The 17,830-nt window shown below is 73.7% G+C and carries 12 protein-coding genes; 5 read left to right on the top strand and 7 right to left on the bottom strand.

All coding sequences use genetic code 11. The features are described from left to right. The first annotated feature begins 13 nt into the window (after positions 1-13). The 4 genes from ACIQ7Q_RS30335 to ACIQ7Q_RS30320 are packed head-to-tail and all read left to right on the top strand — an operon-like array spanning position 14 to position 10,481. Complete coding sequence (locus tag ACIQ7Q_RS30335) at positions 14-8,152, top strand: amino acid adenylation domain-containing protein (RefSeq protein WP_403869053.1); 8,139 nt, start codon at positions 14-16, stop codon at positions 8,150-8,152. 40 nt (positions 8,153-8,192) lie between these two features. Beyond that, positions 8,193-9,071, top strand: a complete 879-nt coding sequence (gene fabD, locus ACIQ7Q_RS30330) for an ACP S-malonyltransferase (RefSeq protein WP_403869050.1) — start codon at positions 8,193-8,195, stop codon at positions 9,069-9,071. Continuing rightward, the gene (locus ACIQ7Q_RS30325; protein WP_403869047.1) at positions 9,068-9,916 is read left to right on the top strand and encodes a 4'-phosphopantetheinyl transferase family protein; all 849 of its coding nucleotides are present in this window, start codon (positions 9,068-9,070) and stop codon (positions 9,914-9,916) included. The genes fabD and ACIQ7Q_RS30325 overlap by 4 nt, the downstream gene beginning before the upstream one ends. Positions 9,917-9,947: 31 nt before the next feature. After that, positions 9,948-10,481 carry a flavin reductase family protein gene (locus ACIQ7Q_RS30320; protein WP_403869044.1) on the top strand — a complete coding sequence of 178 codons (534 nt, stop codon included), beginning with the start codon at positions 9,948-9,950 and terminating at the stop codon, positions 10,479-10,481. Between the two features lie 103 nt (positions 10,482-10,584). Here ACIQ7Q_RS30320 and ACIQ7Q_RS30315 read toward each other — a convergent pair whose 3' ends face one another. The 7 genes from ACIQ7Q_RS30315 to ACIQ7Q_RS30285 all read right to left on the bottom strand — a co-directional run bounded on the left by ACIQ7Q_RS30315 (position 10,585) and on the right by ACIQ7Q_RS30285 (position 16,649). After that, positions 10,585-10,797, bottom strand: coding sequence for a hypothetical protein (locus ACIQ7Q_RS30315; RefSeq protein ID WP_403869041.1), 213 nt, complete (start codon positions 10,795-10,797; stop codon positions 10,585-10,587). Positions 10,798-10,896: 99 nt separating this feature from the next. Continuing rightward, complete coding sequence (locus ACIQ7Q_RS30310; RefSeq protein ID WP_403869038.1) at positions 10,897-12,033, bottom strand: Fic family protein; 1,137 nt, start codon at positions 12,031-12,033, stop codon at positions 10,897-10,899. 136 nt (positions 12,034-12,169) lie between these two features. Beyond that, positions 12,170-13,171, bottom strand: a complete 1,002-nt coding sequence (locus ACIQ7Q_RS30305) for a BTAD domain-containing putative transcriptional regulator (RefSeq protein WP_403869035.1) — start codon at positions 13,169-13,171, stop codon at positions 12,170-12,172. A 19-nt stretch (positions 13,172-13,190) separates the two neighbouring features. After that, positions 13,191-14,342, bottom strand: a complete 1,152-nt coding sequence (gene solA / locus ACIQ7Q_RS30300) for an N-methyl-L-tryptophan oxidase (protein WP_403869032.1) — start codon at positions 14,340-14,342, stop codon at positions 13,191-13,193. Next, positions 14,339-15,103 carry a thioesterase II family protein gene (locus ACIQ7Q_RS30295; protein WP_403869029.1) on the bottom strand — a complete coding sequence of 255 codons (765 nt, stop codon included), beginning with the start codon at positions 15,101-15,103 and terminating at the stop codon, positions 14,339-14,341. Before ACIQ7Q_RS30295 ends, solA begins: the two co-directional genes overlap by 4 nt. Positions 15,104-15,130: 27 nt before the next feature. Beyond that, on the bottom strand, positions 15,131-16,219 hold the full coding sequence (locus ACIQ7Q_RS30290; protein ID WP_403869026.1) for an LLM class flavin-dependent oxidoreductase: 1,089 nt from the start codon (positions 16,217-16,219) through the stop codon (positions 15,131-15,133). Positions 16,220-16,364: 145 nt separating this feature from the next. Continuing rightward, positions 16,365-16,649, bottom strand: a complete 285-nt coding sequence (locus tag ACIQ7Q_RS30285) for a phosphopantetheine-binding protein (RefSeq protein ID WP_403869023.1) — start codon at positions 16,647-16,649, stop codon at positions 16,365-16,367. Between the two features lie 294 nt (positions 16,650-16,943). On the opposite strand from ACIQ7Q_RS30285, the gene ACIQ7Q_RS30280 reads away from it, so the two are divergent. Continuing rightward, positions 16,944-17,765 carry a BTAD domain-containing putative transcriptional regulator gene (locus ACIQ7Q_RS30280; RefSeq protein ID WP_403869020.1) on the top strand — a complete coding sequence of 274 codons (822 nt, stop codon included), beginning with the start codon at positions 16,944-16,946 and terminating at the stop codon, positions 17,763-17,765. Positions 17,766-17,830: the final 65 nt, after the last annotated feature.

Genomic DNA, 17,830 nt, shown 5'->3' with positions numbered 1-17,830 from the left:
CCGGAGCTCCGCCATGCCGCAGACCGACCCCGACACCCGCTACGAGCCGTTCGCGCTCACAGAAGTCCAGGAGTCCTTCCTCGCAGCACGCACCCTGGGCGGCGGCACCGGCGCGGGAACCCAGATCCATCTGGAGTTCGAGGCGGACCACCTCGACACCGACCGCATGGAAGCCGCCTGGAACGACGTGGTGGCCGCCACCGACATGCTGCGCGCCCAGGTCCTGCCCGACGGCCGCCAGCAGGTCCTCGCGCACGTGCCCGCCTACCGCCTGGAACGCACCGACCTGACCGCCGCCGCCCCCGCCGAGGCGGCCGCGGCGCTGGAGCAGCTGCGCCACCGCGCCCTGGAAGGCTTCGACGCCCACCAGTGGCCGCTGTTCGCCGTCCGCGTCGCGCGGCTGCCCGCACAGCGCGCCCGGGTGCTGTTCACCGTCGACGAGCTGATCGCCGACGGGCCGAGCGTCTCGCTGCTCCTGCAGCAGTGGTACGCCCGCTACACCGAGGGCAGCCTGCCGAAGGCCCCCGGCATCTCCTTCCGCCAGTACGTCACCACCGCCCGGCAGACCCCGGTGCCGGCCGTGTCCCTCGACTACTGGCGAACCCAGCTCGCCGGCGTCGACTTCGACCGGCCGCTGCCGCTCGCCGCACCGCCCGGCCGGAACACCGGCCCGGGCACGGCGGCGCACGACCGGCTCGCGCTGCGCCTGGAGCCCGACCGGTGGGAGCGGGTGAAGGCCGCGGCCAAGCAGGTACGCGCCACCCCCACCGCCCTGCTGCTGGCGCTGTGCACGGCCGTGGTGCAGGGCGAGGGCGACGCGCCGCTGCCGGTGGTGCTCACCACCTACAACCGGCGCCCCGTGCACCGGGACGTGGCACGGGTGGTGGGCCCGTTCCTGTCCACCTCCGTGTTCGTGGCACCGCCGCCGCAGGGCACCCTGGGGGAGCGGCTGGATGTGGTGCGCAGCCGGCTGTGGCAGGACCTGGAGCACTCCGCGGTCAGCGGGGTGCGCGCCCTGCGCGAGCGGGCCAGGACCGAGCCCGGCCGCCGGGGCGTCGCGGTCCCCATGGTCTTCACCAGCCTCCTCGGCAGCCTCAGCACCCTGGGTGCCGCCGCCGACCCGGCCCACTGGGCGTCCCGGATCGACCAGGACGCCTCGGCGACCCTCACCTCCGGTGTGCAGCTGGAAAGCTGCGTCCAGGAACGCGACGGGGCCCTGCTGCTGTCGTGGGACTACGCACCGACCGCCCTCGACGCGGCCCGCACCCGGGCCGCGTTCGCCGCCCTGCGGGCGCTGCTGGACCGGATCGCCGACGACGGCGCGGCGGCCCTGGCGGCCCCCGCCGCCCAGCCCCGCACCACCCCCGCAGCCACCACTCCCGCGTCCTCGGCCGCGCCTTCGCCGGCCCCGGAAGACGACGGCGCCTCGGCCGACGACGACGCGCCGGTGCCGCTCACCGAGGTCCAGTCCGCCTACCTGGTGGGGCGGATCGGCGGCCTCGACGGCGGCGCCCAGACCCGCGTCTACCAGGAGTTCGACCTCCAACGGCACGACATCGACCGCCTGGAGCGGGCCTGGAACCGGCTCGTGGCCCACCACCCCATGCTGCGCGCCGCCGTCCATGCCGACGGCACCCTCACCGTCGCACCGTACGACCCCGCCGCCGGCTACCGCATCGCCCGCCACGACCTCACCGCCGTCGCCGACCCCCAGGCCGCGCTCGCCGCCACCGGCGAACGGCTGCGCGCCGAAGCGTTCCCGCTCGGCGCCGCGCCCCTGTACGCGCTGGAAGCCAGCGCCCTGCCCGACGGCACCACCGTGCTGCACGTCGTCCTCGACGCCCTGCTCGCCGACGCCCGCAGCTTCGCCCTGCTGTTCGGGCAGCTCTTCGCCCTCCACGACGGCGACGACAGCGTCCTTGCCGCACCGGCCGACCCGCGGCCCCATCTGCGGTCCCTCGCCGGCAGGCCCGGCAGCCCAGAGGGCGAGGCGGCCCGCACGGCCTGGCGTGAGAAGTTCGCCGCCATGCCGCCCGGGCCGGCGCTGCCCGCCCCCGAACCCGGCGCCCCGCGCGCCCACCGCAGGGCCCCGCTCGGCTCCTGGCGGCAGCTGACCGAACGCGCCGCCGCCATCGGCGTCCCCGCCGACATGGTCCTGCTCACCGCCTACACCGACGAACTGCGTGCCGAGTTCGCCGACGGCTCGCCCTTCACCGTCACCGTCGTCTCCTGGGACCGGCCCGCCGGCCTGCCCGGCGCCGCCGCCATGGTCGCCGACTTCACCCAGCTCGCCTGGCTCACCCTCGACGACACCCTGCCCGACGACTTCGCCGCCCGCGCCCGCGAACTGTGGGCCCGCGTGCGCACCGACCTCGAACGCTCCGACATCCGCCCCGGACTCGGCGAACTGCGCACCCGCGTCTTCCGCTCCGGCGGCGCCCTGCGCCTGCCGGTCGTCTTCACCCGCGTCCCCGAGATCGACCCGGCCCTGCACCCGGCCGGCGTGGCACTGCGCACCAGCCAGTCGCAGACCGCGCAGGTCGCACTCGACCATGTGCCGCTCCTGGTCGGTGACGACCTCGTCGGCCAGTGGGACGCCGCCGACGGCACCCTCGACGCCCACCGCCTGGACGCCATGTTCGACCGCTACGCCCGCCGGGTCCGGCAATTCCTCACCACCGCCGCGACCGGCCCGGCAGGGCTGCTGGCCGCCGACGCCCACCTGGACGCCGACACCTACCCGCCCACCCCCGACGCCCTCGCCCCCCTACTGCCCACGGCAGCGGCCCCATCGGCGCGGCCCGGGCCGGCCGCCACCGCCGACGGGCACATCGACGGGCACACCGACGAGGACGAGGAGGAGGACACCGGCCTGCGCGTCGTCGGCCCCGTCGACAACAACAGCGCCCTCACCCTCGCCGGCCTCCTCGAGTCCGGGCTCGCCGGCCGCGCCGACCGCACCGCCGTGCGCTACGAGGGCCGCGAGGTGACCTACCGTCAGCTCGGCGGGCGAACCGCCCGCCTGGCCCATCACCTGCACGCCCTGGGCGTCCGCCCCGGCGACCACGTCGCCGTGCACATGGACCGCTCGCCCGACCTGGTCACCGCGCTCGTCGGCATCGTGCGCGCCGGAGCCGTCTACGTGCCCGTCGACCCGGCCAACCCGCCCGAGCGGGTGCGCTACCTCCTCGACGACAGCGGTGCCCGCGTCGTCGTCGCCGACCAGGCGCACGCCGACGTGCCCGCCGCCGCGGGCGCCCACGTGGTCTGCCTCGACCGGCCCGCCGACCGGGCCGTGCTGGCGGCGTACCCGAGCACCCCGCCCGCCGTCACCCTCGGCGCCGACGACCCCGTCTACACGATCTACACCTCCGGGACCACCGGAAAGCCCAAGGGCTGCCGCAACACCCAGCAGGGCGTCGCCAACCGCCTGCTGTGGATGCAGGAACGCTTCCCCCTCGACGGTGCCGACCGTGTCGCGCAGAAGACGCCGTACGGGTTCGACGTGTCGGCCTGGGAGTTCTTCTGGCCCCTGATCGCCGGCGCCTGCATCGTCGTCGCCCGCCCCGACGGCCACACCGACCCCGCCTACCTGGCCCGGCTGCTGCGCGACGAGAAGGTCACCGTCACCCACTTCGTGCCCTCCGTGCTCGGCATGTTCCTGCGCCACCCCACGGCCGCCGAATGCACCGCCCTGCGCTACGTGTTCGCCAGCGGCGAGGCCCTGCCCGTCGCCACGATGCGCCACTTCTACGACGTCCTGGGAACAGGTACCCAGCTGCACAACCTCTACGGGCCCACCGAGGCCGCCATCGACGTCACCCACTGGGCCTGCCGCCCCGACTGGGACGAGCCGACCGTGCCGATCGGCCGGCCCGTCGCCCACACCACCATCCACCTCCTGGACGAACACCTGCGCCCGGTCGAGCCCGGAGAGGCCGGGGAGATCGTCATCGGCGGCCGCCAGGTCGCCCTCGGCTACCACCAGCGGCCCGAGATGACCGCACAGCGCTTCATCGACTCGCCCTTCCCCACACGCGACCCGTCACCGCGCCTGTACCGCACGGGCGATCTGGGACTGCTCGGCCCGGACGGGCAGATCCGCTACCTCGGCCGGATCGACAGCCAGTTCAAGCTGCGCGGGCTGCGCATCGAACCGGAGGAGATCGAGGCGGCGCTCACCGCGGTGAACGGCATCGCCGAGGCGCGTGTCCTGCCGGTCGCCGACGAGGCGTCCGGCGAGCAGGCCCTGGCCGCGGTGTGCGTGGCAGCGGCCGGGGCCGGCGAGCCGAAGGTCTCCGCCGTGCGCCGCGCCCTGGGCGAGACCCTGCCGGCCTATCTGGTGCCGAGCCGCTTCTGCTTCGTGGCCCGGTTGCCGCTGACGACGAACGGCAAACTCGACCGGCAGGCCGCCGCCCGCCTCTTCGAGACCCCGCCCCGCCCCGAACCCGCCCGCGACACCGCCCCGGAACCCGCCCGTGCGTCCGCCGCGGCAGCAGTCCCGGAAGCTGCCCGCGCGCTTGCTGCGGCCGCGGACGGCGGGCAGATCCGCGCGCGGGTCCGTGCCGCCGTCGCCGCCGTCCTGGGCGTTGCCGAACTCGACGGCGACGCCGACCTGTTCGACCTCGGCGCGACCTCCTTCACCATGATCCGCCTCGCCCAGGAGATCGAGCGGCTCACCGGTACCGCCCTGCCCGTCGACGCGCTCATCAGCAAGCCGACGCTCAACGCCCTGATGGCCGCAGCCCTGCCCGCGGCCCTGCCCGCCGCCGCGCAGGCGCAGCCCGCGCCGGCCGGCGGCACGGTCACCGCCGAGACGGTCGCCCGCACGGCCGCCGCCGTCCTGGGCGTGGACCGGGTCGGCGTGGACGACGACCTGTTCGACCTCGGCGCGACCTCCTTCACGATGATCCGCCTCGCCCAGGAGATCGAGACGGCATCGGGCGCGCAGGTCCCCGTCGACGTACTGATCCAAAGCCCCACGCCCCGCAGCATCGCCGCCTCCGTCGCCTCCGTGGCCCCGGCCGCGCCCGCCACGGCCCCGGCGGCCGGGCGGGCGGCCGATGTGCGCATCGCGCTCGACCCGAAGGCCAAGGCCGCCTTCAAGGACGCCCGCGTCGCCGAACGGCGCCTGCCGCAGACCATGCGCCGCATACCGGTGCCGGCCGCCGGACCCGGTGAGGCCCGCGCCCTGTTCGACGCCTCCTCGTTCCGCGAGTTCGCCGACGGCCCGCTGCCCGCGCACGACCTGCTGCGTCTGCTGTCCACCGTCACCTGGGGCGAACTGGAGGGCCGCGCCAAACGCCGCTACCCCTCCGGCGGCGGCTTCTACCCCGTCCAGGTGTACGTCTACATCGCGCCCGGCGCCGTCGACGGCACCGAGGGCGGCCTGTACTACCTGCACCCCGCCGAGCGGTCCCTCATCGCGCTGGCGCCCGACGCCCGCTACGGCACCGACCTCCACGTCCTGCACAACCGCGCCCTCGTCGAGGCCTCCGCGTTCGGCGTGTTCCTCGTGTCCACCCCCGCCGCCATCGCCCCCGCCTACGGCGAGCGCAACGCCGCCCGCTTCTCCACCATCGAGGCCGGACACATCGCCCAGCTGCTGCTGACCGGCGCCCCCGAACAGGGCCTTGGCCTGTGCGCGGTGGGCGAGATGGACTTCGACGCCGTCCGCGGCGACTTCGCCCTCGACACCGACCAGGAACTGCTGCTGTCCCTGTGGGGCGGGGCCCTCACCCCCGCCGGCCGCGCCACCCGCGCCGCCCTCACCCCCACCCTCGCCCCGGCCCCCGCCGCCCCCACCGTGGATGCGGCACCGGCCGGCGGCGGGGGAGCGGGCGACCAGGAGCGGGCCGTCGCCGTCGTCGGCTTCGCCGCCGACCTGCCCGGCGCCCGCACCCTGGACGAACTCGACACGCTCCTGGCCGACGGCGCCACCGCGACCGGGCCCGCCCCGCACGAGCGCTGGGCACCGCTGCGCTCCCACGCCCGCCGCCAGGGCGCACAGGTCGGCGGCTACCTCACGGACGTCCTGTCCGTGGAGGCCGAGGAGTTCGGCATCGAGGACGCCGAGGGCGCCGCCATCGACCCGCAGGAGCGGCTGCTGCTGTCCGTGACCCGCCGCTGCCTCGAGGACGCCGCGCTCACCCCGCAGCGCCTGGCGGCCGGCGGCCCGGTCGGCGTGTTCGTCGGCAGCATGTGGCAGGACCACGCCCTGTACGGGGTCGCCGCCCGCACCGGACAGCGCCCCGCCGGCAGTACGCACGCCACCCGCGGCGGGCTCGCCCACCGCACCTCGCACGCCTTCGGACTGACCGGACCGAGCGTGGTGATCGACACCGGCTGCGTGTCCGGACTCGCCGCCGTCGAGGCCGCGTTCCGGGCCGTGGCGAGCGGCCGCTGCCAGGCCGCGCTCGCCGCCGGATCCAACCTGGTGCTCCACCCCGACCACCTCGACGTCCTGTCCGAGATGGGCCTGATCGCCGACGACGCCGACTCGTGCGCCTTCACCGACCGCGCCGGCGGCTGGCTGGTCGGCGAAGGCGTCGGCGCCGTACTCCTCAAACCGCTGGAGCGCGCCCTGGCCGACGGCGACCCGGTGCACGCCGTCCTGCGCGGCGCGGCGCTCCAGCACTCCGGCACCACACGGCAGTTCGGCATCCCCGACCCGCGGCGGCAGGAGGAGACGATGCGCGCCGCCCTCGACGACGCCGGCCTCACGCCCGCCGACATCGGCTACGTGGAGGCCGCAGCGGCCGGCGCAGCGCTCGCCGACGCGCTCGAGTTCACCGCCCTCAAGCGGCTGTTCGACCAGGGCGGCCACCACCGCGCGGCCCCGGTGCCGGTGGGCACCGTCAAACCGAACACCGGGCACCTGGAGGCCGCGTCGGTCTTCGCGCAGCTCGGCAAGCTCGTCGCCCAGTTCCGCCGCCCCGCCCTGTATCCGACCCGGCTGACGTCGGCCCTCAACCCCGCGCTCGCAAGCGCCGAAGGCACGGTGACCCTGGTCCGGCCCGGCGCCGACCACTGGCGCACCGCACCGGGAGCACCCCGCCGGGTCCTCGTCAACGGCTTCGCCGGCGGCGGCTCCTACGGCAGCCTCGTCGTGGAAGAGCCCCCCGCACCGGCGGCGGGCAGCGGCGACACGGCAGCCCTGGCGCTGCCGCTGTCGGCGGACACGCCTGAGAACCTGGCCGACCTCGCCGACCACCTGGCGACCGTCTGGGAGGACGACCCGCACCTGGACACCGGCCCGGTGGCCCGCGCCCTGCGCGAGGGCCGCCCCGACCGCCCGGCCCGCGCCGGCATCCTGGCGGACCGCACCACCGCCCCGGCCGCCCTGCGCGCCCTGGCCCGCCGCGTGCGCGCCGAAGGCCCCGGCATCGTGGAACGCCACGCCCCGGCATCCGGCGCGGAGACCGCCGCGCTCGAGGCCTGGCTGAGCGGCCAGGCCCCGGCCTGGCCGCCGCTGACCACCCCCCGCGCCTCCCTCCCCACCACCCCCCTGACCCGCCGCACCTTCCCCCTGCCCACCCCACCCGCCGACACCGCGCCCACGGCGCCTGCAGCGGGAGCCGGCACGCCCGCCGCGTCCCCGCCTTCTGCGCCCTCCGAGCCGGCGGCTGCCGAAGCCGGGCCTGCGGCAGCCGCCGGAACCGGGACGCCCGTCCCGGCGCCCGCTACGGGAGCGTCGCCCCCGCAGGACGGGCACACACCGCCCGCTACGCCCGCCGCGCCCACGGCGCCGCGCAGCACGGCGGACGGAACGCCCGCCGCGTCCGTGTCCGCCGCCTCGCTGTCCGCGCGGATGGAGGCCGTGTGGGGAATCGGGGGCAGCGCCACCGCCCCCGAGACCTCCGCATCCCACGCTCCCGCAGCCGCCGCCCCGGCATCCGGCGTCGCCGATACCGCGTTCGCGCGGCTCGCGCGGCTCGTCGCCGCGGAGATCGGCGTGGATACGGGACAACTCGACGCACATCAGGACCTGTTCGCGCTCGGGGCGACCAGCCGGCAGCTGCTGCGGATCGCCGCGCGGATCGCCGCGGACGGCGGACGCGAGCTTGCGCTGGAGACCCTGTTCACCGCGGCCGACCTCGGCGCCCTCGCCGACGAGGCCTACCCCGCCACGGCCACCGCTGTCGCCGTCTGACCCGACCCACCGACTTCCGCACCAGAAGGCAGTGATCACGATGACCCGGATCCTCATGTTCCCCGGCCAGGGCGCCCAGCGCGTCGGCATGGGACGGGAGTTGTTCGACCGCTTCGACGAACTGGAGCAGCAGGCCAGCGACGTGCTCGGCTACAGCCTGCGCCGGCTGTGCCTGGAGGACCCCGACGACCAGCTCGGCAACACCCGCTACACGCAGCCGGCGATGTTCGCCGTCAACGCCCTCGCCCACCGCGCCGCCCTCCAGGACACCGGCGTGCGGGCCGATGCCGCCGTGGGCCACAGCCTGGGCGAGTACAACGCGCTGGAGGCGGCGGGCGCGTTCGGCTTCGCCGACGGTCTGCGTCTGGTGGCCGCCCGGGCCGCCGCGATGGCCCGCATCCAGGGCGGCGGCATGAGCGCCGTCGTCGGTCTGCCCGAGGCGCAGCTGCGTTTCCTGCTGCTGCGCGCCGGGTTCGCCTCCCTGGACCTGGCCAACCTCAACACGCCCGCCCAGATCGTCCTGGCGGGCCCGGCGACCGACCTCGAGGAGGCCGGGCCGATCCTCGAGGACGCGGGCGCCCGCATGGTGCGCCGGCTCGCCGTCAGCGGCGCCTTCCACTCCCGCTACATGGCCCCGGCCGCACAGGAGCTGTACCCGGTCGTCGAGCAGACCGTCTTCGGCCCGCTCGCCTTCCCCGTGATCGCGAACGCCACCGCCCGCCCCTACACGCCCGAGCAGGTCGGCGAGCTGCTGCTGCAGCAGATCCACCAGCCGGTGCGCTGGCGCGAGACGATCGATTCGATCCTCGACGAGGAGTACGGCGCCGAGCCGGAGTTCACCGAGATCGGCACCGGGAACGTGCTGACGGGCATGCTGCGCCAGATACGGCGCGAGCGGGTGCCCGCGGGGGCCCGGTGAGCGCCACCACCGCCGGCCCGGACACGGTCCAGCTCTGGTTCTGCCTCAACGAGGCACTCGACGAGGCGACCAGCACCCTGCTGGCCGGGCACTGGCTCGACGAGCACGAACGCGAGATCGCCGGCCGTTTCCTGTTCGACCGCGACCGCCGCCAGTACCTGGTCGCCCACGCGCTGGTGCGGCGGGTGCTCTCCTTGGAGACCGGCGTCCCGGAGGCGGAGGCGACGATCTGGCGTTCCTCGCGCGGCCGCCCGTTCCTGCAGATGCCGCCCGCCCCGCACGGCCTGCCCGGCCCCGGCGGGGCGGAGCTGGACTTCAACCTGTCGCACGCGCACGGCTGCAACGTCGTCGCCGTCACCCGCGGCCGCCGCGTCGGTGTCGACGTCGAGCGGCTCGACCGGGGCGGCGAACGCGGCCTGGACTGGATCGTGGAGAGCTTCGCCCCCGAGGAACGCGCCTACCTCACCGGCATCGGGCCGGGCAGCAGACGCGACCGGGCCACCTTGCGGCTGTGGACGCTGAAAGAGGCCTACGCCAAGGCCCGCGGCCTGGGACTCGGCCTGCCGTTCGACTCGTTCGCCTTCGAACTCGCCGAGGACCGCGGGGTGGTGGGCTTCCGGCCCCCGGAGGGCGACAGCGCGGAGCGCTGGCTGTTCGCCGAACTCGAGCCCAGACCGCAGGTGCTGGTGTCCCTCGCCGTGGAAAGGACGGCGCACGACGCCGCGCCGCCCGCCCGCCTGCTGATCCACGACGGATTCCCCTGGGGCCGTGCCGCACCCCGCGAGGTGGCGCTGCCCGCCGGGCACCGCCACCTGCCGGCCCTCGCGGGCGCCGCCGCCCACTGACCGAGCACCCACCATCCGACGGAGGAGCACCGTGACAGGAGCATCTCAGGACACGGCACGGCCCGTGGCCGACCCGCAGATCTTCCGGGACGCGATGGCGCTGCTGGCCGCGCCCGTCACCGTCGTCACCGCCCTCGACGCGGCGGGACGCCGGTATGCCTTCACCGCCAGCTCGGTGACCTCGGTGTCGCTGGACCCGCCGCTGGTGATGGTGGGCATCGCGCTCACCTCGAGCTGCCATACGGCGATGGCCGAGGCCGGCGAGTTCTGCGTCAACATCCTCGGCGAGGACCACCGCGACGTCGCCCAGCGGTGCGCGACGCACGGCGCCGACCGGTTCACGGGCGGCGAGTTCGCCGCATGGGACGGGACGGGGGTGCCGTATCTGCCGGACGCCACGGTCCTGCTGCGCTGCCGCACCACGGACCTGGTGCGCGCCGGCGACCACGATCTTGTCCTGGGCACCCCGGTGGAGATACGCACCGGCGACTCGGCGACGCCCCCGCTGCTGTGGTACCGCCGCGGCTTCCACACCTGCGCCCCGTCGGCGGCCGCCCTCGTGTGACCTGGGCCTGCGGCCGAGCGCCGCCCTCGCCTGTCGTCCGCCGGGCCGGAGCCTGACGGCGCGGAGGTCCTCTCGTAGCGGATGACGATGCCGCGCCTTTGCGTTACCAGACCGGTCCGCCGTCGTGCAGATACACCGGCCCCTGCCCGTCCAAGCCCCGGACAGCGGCGTCGAGCCGCGTCCGCAGCCGTTTCCTCGGCAACTCCCGCGCCTCGTCCAAGGGGACGAACACCGCCTTGGAGAGCTCTCCGTCTTGGGGACGCATCTCCCGCGCCTGCCGGGCGTCCAGCGTGCCACCGTCGAAGATGAACGCCATCTGGTCGTCCTACGGCCCGTACGGGGGCAGCCAGTCGACCACGAGAAGGCCGCGCAGGGTGATGTCTTCTTGGTGGATCCGGGCCGTTCGTCGGACGGGTCAGCTCCGATAGGGGTCGGCGTACGGTTCGAGTGACTGGCGGACTGTCTCCTGCACAGACGCCATGCGCGGACCGGGCCCGTAGAAGCGCGCCCTGGCCTTTCCGTGCGGCACCAGCCAGTCCAGGCGGACGAGCTCGCGCATGTCGCGGATGGCCTGCTGGTCGGAGAGTTCGGCATCCTGCTGATAGACGGTGCGCCGCACCTTCGACCCCCAGAAGGCCGGCAACAGCGCGTAGACGACACGCTCGTCCAGGCTCATCCCAGTTGCGGCTTCGCCCAGGTGGATCCAGGCCCGCGACAGCAGGTCGGTGCGGCGCTGGGCTTGCTGGGCCTGCCGGTGGTGGGCCTCAAGGCAGAAGCGGATCCACGTGTGCGTGTCCCGTCCCGGGCTCCACTTCGGGCCGCCGACCTGCTGCAGCACGCGGTAGTAGCCGTAGGTGTTCTGGCCGCGGCCGAGCCATTCCTCGATGGAGGAGAACTCCGGCGGCATCAGCGCCTCACGGGCGAACACCAGCGTCGACAGCGCGCGGGACATGCGCCCGTTGCCGTCCTTCCAGGGGTGGATGTTGACCAGGTTCAGGTGCGCCATCGACGCGCGCACGTGCACCGGAGCGTCCAGGTCTCCGGTGTTGAGCCAGTCGATCAGCTCCCCCATCAGCAAGGCCACCTGCTCGCAGTCGGGAGCGGTGTAGGCGGGGACGAGCGGGTCGTCGGGGCTGGTGACGAAGACCGGTCCGTCGCGCCACCTGCCGGGCCGCTTGTCCAGGTGATGGCCCTGCAGCATGAAGTGCAGGCCGTTGAGCAGGCCCGCGTCATACCGGAAGCCGTCATCCGTGTCCGCGAGGGCCTGGATATAGGTCATCGCACGCTGATAGCCCTCCAACTCCACCCGGGTGCGATCCTCCGTCTCCAGCGGCTCCTCTCCCGCCATCAGCGCCTCGACATCGTCCACGGTCGCGGCATAACCCTCGATCGTGTTCGACCCGGCGATCGCCCGCGCCGTGAGATTCCGCCGTAGCTGCCCCGACCAACGAGGCTGCGCGCGCAGCTGATGTCGCAGCCGCAGCCGCATCTCCTCGATCTCCTCAAGGACACGACGATCTTCAGCATCCAGCGTCGGCGTCTCATACAACATGCCTTCATGACGCCATGACACAATCATTATGTCAAATCGTGTCGGCTCCTCTCGACCGTGCGGGCTGACCGGCGTATTCCAACGTGCAGACCCCGCCCTCGGCCCCAGTCCGCACGGTGATTCACAAGGAGACCTCCTACTGTCCCGCCGCCGGGTGGGCGACCAACGCATCGAAGCGGCGCATCAGGGCTTCCTGTTCGAGGGAGAGCCGCTCGATGCGGCTGCGCAGGCGGGCGATCTCCCCGGTCAGGCTCAGCACCGTCGCGTCCGGGCCCGCCTCCGGGCCGGTCTGCGGACCGGACGGCAGGGGCGCGGACGGCAGCGGCATGGGGTGGATGCGGGCCGTGAACTCGGCGGTGCCCGGTACGGCCAGCCGCGGGTCGTGCTGCAGGATCGACTCCATGCGGGCGCGCAAGGCCGGGCCCGGTTCGACGCCCAGCTCGTGGACGAGCCGTTTGCGTGCCCGGTCGTAGACGCTCAGCGCTTCCGCCTGCCGGCCGCACCGGTACAGGGCGACCATCAGCAGGTCGTAGAAACGTTCCCGCATCGGGTGGTCGGTGGTCAGTTCCTCGAGCTCGCCGGTGATCTCACCGTGCCGCGAGGCCCGCAGGCACGCGTCGTACAGGGCCTCCAGGGCGGTCAGCCGGTTCTCCTCCAGCTGGGCGGCCTCGGCCGCGCAGATGTCGCCCAGGACGCTGCCCTCCAAAGCAGGGCCGCGCCACAACGCCAAAGCCTGGCGCAGCAGTTCGGCGGCCTGCTCGGGGTCGGCGGCGGCCGCCGCGCGGCCCTGGGCGGCCAGCCGGTGGAAGGTGTCGGCGTCGGTGCCGGCCCGGCCCAGCCGCAGCACGTAGCCCAGGGAGCGGGTCACGATCCACTCGTGGTGCTGTTCGCCGGAGCCCGGCTCGGGCACCGGCAGCAGCCGGCGCAGCCGCGCCACATGGGCCTGGAGCGCGTTGGTCGCGTTCGCCGGCGGCTGCTCCCCCCACAGCTCGTCGATGAGCCGGTGCACGGACACGATCTGTCCCGACTTCACCACGAGCGCGCCCAGCAGGGCACGCTGTTTGGCGCCCGTGGGAAGGATCCGGACACCGGTTCGCTCGTCGTGGATTTCCACCGGACCGAGAATGCGGAACTTCATCGTCTTCCTCGCACGTCCCTCAGAATCGGTCGGGATCGGTGAACCCCAGCGGCACGGCCGGCTCCTTGCCCAGCGCGAGGTCGGCCACCACCTCGCCGATGCCCGTGGAGTGCTTGAAGCCGTGGCTGTTGCAGCCGCCTGCGACCAGCAGGCGGGCGTCGCGCCCGGGCCGGCCGATGACGAACTGACCGTCGGGGGTGCGGGCGTAGACGTTCGCCACCGCCCGGGTGGGCGCCTCGCCCACCCCGGGCACGGCGCCGGCCAGATGCTTGGCCAGCACGCTCCAGTCGGCGGGGGACACCGAGCGGTCCACGGACTCGATGTCGACGGTCGCAAAGTGCCGGCCGCCGTCCTCCAGGCCCAGCTTGAGCTCCGTGCCGCCGGGCAGCACTCCGTGCCCCCAGATCACGTCACCGCCGTCGAGTTCGCGCATGAACACCGGCAGGCGGCGCAGCGTGAACCGTCCGTGCGGCCGGGCGGGGGTGAACCAGGTGGTGGGCATCCGCACCACCTCGAGCGGCAGTGAGGGCACCAGCTGGGACAGCCACGGGCCCGCGGTGACCACCGCCTGCCCGGCCCGCAGCACCCGGCCGGTGGCCGTGTGAACGGCCACGCCCGAGCCGGTGAACTCCAGCGCCACCACCCGGGTTTCGGTCAGTACCTCGGCGCCCGCGGAGCGGGCCGCGCCGACCGCCGCCCGGATCGTCATCTCCGGCAGGGTCAGCCCGCCGGCCGGCTCCACGACGCCGATGTCGCCGGGCGCGAGCCCGTCGTGGGCGGGCGCCCGGCGGCGCAGCTCCCGCTCCTCGAGCACTTCGATGTCCAGGCCGTGCTCCTTCGCGGCCCGCAGCGCGCCGCCCACGATCCGCCCGTCGGGCGGGCCGATCAGCATCGCCCCGGTCGCATCGAGCAGATGGGCGCCGCTGTCCCGCTCCAGCTCCTGCCACAGGTGCCGCGAGCGCTGCGCCAGCGGCACGAGCCCGGGATGCTCCAGGCACGCCGTGCGGAACATGCGGCTCTCCCCGTACGAGGAGCCGTGGGGGCCGGCCAGGCCGTACCGTTCGACGCCGATCACCCGCGCCCCGCGCCGGGCCAGCTGCCACAGCGCGCACGCGCCCCAGGCGCCGAGCCCGACGACAACTATGTCCGCGTCCTGGCTGCTGCCGCTCACGGTGCCCCCACCGGCCCCACCGCGCCCACCGTGCCCGCCGCGTTCAGTGCGGCCGTCGCGTCCCGGGCCACGTGCTCCAGCAGTGGCCGCGGGTCGGCCTGGAAGTAGAAGTGCCCGCCGTCGAACATCCGCAGCCCCGTGAAGCGGGCGCAGTGCTGCTCCCAGCCGGCCAGCCGCTCCGGCGAGACGACGACATCGCCTTCCCCGCCGTAGACGGACACCGGCATGCTCAACGCCGGCGCGCCGGGCAGCGGACGCCAGCTCTCCACCAGCTTCAGGTCGTTGCGCAGCGCCGGGGCGAACATCTCCCACAAATCCGGGTCCTGGAGGACCTCCAGCGGCGTGCCGCCCATCGCCGCCAGATGCAGGCGCAGTTCGTCGTCGGGCAGTTCATGACGGCGGGTGCCGTCGCCCGTCGGGCGCGGCGCGCCGCGCGCGGACAGCCCCAGCCACACCGGCAGCCGCCCTCCTTCCCGGGCCAGCTGCTGGGTGAGCTCGTAGGCGGTCAGGGCGCCCATGCTGTGTCCGAAGAACGCGAAATCGCCGGTCAGGTCGACCGCCAGCCGGCGCCGGAAGAAACCGGCCAGAGCGCGGGCATCGTCGATCTGCGGCTCACCGGTGAGCCGGCCGCGGCCCGGCGCGTCGAGCAGCCGCACGTCCCACGACGCGGGCAGCAGGCCCGGCCAGTCGCGGTACAGCAGATGGGAGCCGCCCGCGTGATGGAAGACGAACAGCCGCAGCCCGCCCTGAGTGCCGTACATGTGTGCTCCCTTGAGATCGGGCCGCGCTCACGCGGCGGCCGCGGCAGCGGCCACGCCGTCGCCGGCGAACGCGGGAGCGACGTGCTGGGCGAACAGTTCCATGGCGCGCTCGGCGCGCTCGTAGGGCAGATGGCCGGGATTGAACTGCAGGCTCAGGCACACGTCCGAGCCGTACCAGCCGCGGATCGTGTCGACCTGCGCGCTCACCTCGTCGGGCGTGCCGGCCAGCACCTTGTTGTCGGCCAGCGCCGTATCGAAGCTGTAGCCGCGGGCCTTGTCGGCGAACTTCTCGTAGCCGGGGTACTGCGCGGAGCGCGCACCCGCCCAGGACGCCACCGCCGCCGCCATCTGCTCCACATAGTTGTGCTCGCACGCACGGGCGTCGGCCAGGACCGTGTCGCGGTCCTCGCCGAGGTAGCAGGTGTACTTGATCTGGACACGGCCCGGGCCCTCATGCCCCGCGGCCTGCCGCGACCGCCGGTAGGCGTCGACCATCCCCACCAGCTGCTCCCGGCTGGTGACCGACGGCACGACCTGCAGATGGTGTCCCTGCTCACCGGCGAGCGCACACGACTCGGCGCTCGTCGCGGAGGCCACGAACACCGGCGGATGCGGCCGCTGGTAGGGCCGCGGGAAACCGGTGACCGGCCCGAAGCGGTGCACCTGCCCCTCGAAGCGGACCTCCTGCCCGCTCCACAGCGCCACGCACGCCTCGACGACCTCCGTGAATCGGGTCCGGCTCTCCTGCATCGGCACCCCGAACAGCTCGAACTCGTCGGGCAGGAAACCACGCCCGAAGCCCACGTCCAGGCGCCCGTGGGACAGGTTGTCGAGCAGTGCGAGACGCGCCGCGACCTGCACCGGGTGCGCGAAGGAGGCGATCACCGCACCGGTCACCAGCCGTATGCGGCTGGTGCGCGCCGCCGCGGCGGTCAAGAACACCGTCGGATCGGGGCTGTAGCCGCCGTAGGGGGAGCCGTAGTGCTCGACGGTCTGGACATGCTCGTAGTCCAGCGCCTCGGCCAGCTCGACCAGTTGGAGACTTTCGTCGTAATAGGTGCTCGCACTTTTCTTGACCGGGTCGACGACCGGGAAGAAGTTGACGCCGAATTCCATGGGGGCTCCGTCTGTGATCCGATTCCGGCTTCACGAAAAAAGCCGAGGACAGCTCTTCGACTATCGGACTTTAGACGGTGACGGAGCACAACGGGACGCGCGCGAGCGGGACTCCAGCCGTTGTATGAGGGGCCTTGAGTTTCTTTCAGGGAGTGCGGACCGCGTCCTGCCCGGAAAGCAGGTGCCACCAGTGGCCCAGCGTCGGGCGGGCCATCAGCTCCGGAAAGCCGACCTCGATGCCACGCCCGTGCCAGGCGGAGATCAGCCGCATCGTGCTGATGGAGTCCAGCCCGTGATCGACCAGGTCCTCGTCGTCGCCGGGCAGTTCGGCCGGCTCCAGACACATGCAGCGGGCGACCATCTGCCGCAGCAGCTGCCGGGTGAGCGGATCCGCGCCCGGCGGCACCTCACGTTCCGAATAGCTCTCCATGAACCGGAAACCTAACAGCGGAGCAAGCCGCCCCGGAAGACGATCCGCTATTCACGCGCGGGCCGGTCAGCCATCTGTCAGTGCCGCGTCAGAGTGCACCGTGTACAGAACTGCTCGACAGCGGCTGGAGATTGACCCGGCGCCTGAGTCGAAAAGAGCTACCGTGCGTCTCGTCCATGGATCGTGAGGAAAGGACAGCGGGTCCTGTCATGGCGCAATATCGACCGCGCCCCGGATGCCGACCCGTCAATGGGTTCGGAAGCCGGGCGCAGGCCGTCGAGGTAGGAGGAAACCATGAAGATTCAGGTTCTGGGTCCGCTGAGTGGCCACGTCAACGGGATGTCGATCGTTCCGACGGCGGGCAAGCCGCGGCAGATCCTGGCGCTGCTCGCCCTCTATCCCGGACGGGTCATGCCCGTCCCCACCCTCATGGAGGAGATCTGGGGCACCGAACTGCCCCTCAGCGCGCTCACCACACTCCAGACATACATACTCCAGCTGCGCCGCCGGCTGGGCACCGCCATGGGCCCGGACGCCCCCGGTACCGCGAAGGACGTGCTGGCCACCCGGCACGGTGGCTACCTGCTGCAGATACCGCCCGAAGCGGTCGACGTGCACGAGTACGAGCGGCTCGTCGCCGAGGGCCAGCAGGCCTTCGAGGAGGGCGAGGACGAGCGCGCCGCCCGCACCTACCGGCAGGCACTGGAACTGTGGCAGGGCTCCGCCCTGGTCGACGTCCGCCTCGGCCCCATCCTGGAGATCGAGGTCATGCGGCTGGAGGAGAGCCGACTGGTCACCCGCGAGCGCCGTATCGACGCCGATCTGCGCCTGGGCCGCCACGTCGAAGTGATCGCCGAGCTCGCCGACCTCATCGCCCGCCACCCCCAGCACGAAGGGCTGCATTCGCAGGCCATGGTGGCGCTCTACCGCTCCGGCCGGCAGGCCACCGCCCTCGACGTCTTCCACCGGCTGCGCCGGCGCCTGATCGACGAGCTCGGCGTGGAGCCCTCACCGCAACTGCAGCGCCTGCACCAGGCCATGCTCGCCGTCGACCCCCAGCTGGACATCTCTTCCAGCCCCCGCCGCACTTCCACGTTCAACCTGTACGCCGCCTGACCCCGGGCAACGCTCAACCACCGGCGCGGGGGCGGCGGTTGGCTGATTCGAGCCGTTCTCCAGGC

The organism is Streptomyces sp. NPDC096176 (assembly GCF_044763255.1).
In the GTDB taxonomy this organism is placed as follows: Bacteria; Actinomycetota; Actinomycetes; order Streptomycetales; family Streptomycetaceae; genus Streptomyces.
Note: the sequence above shows the minus strand (reverse complement) of the source record. Positions and strands in the feature narration are given on the sequence as shown.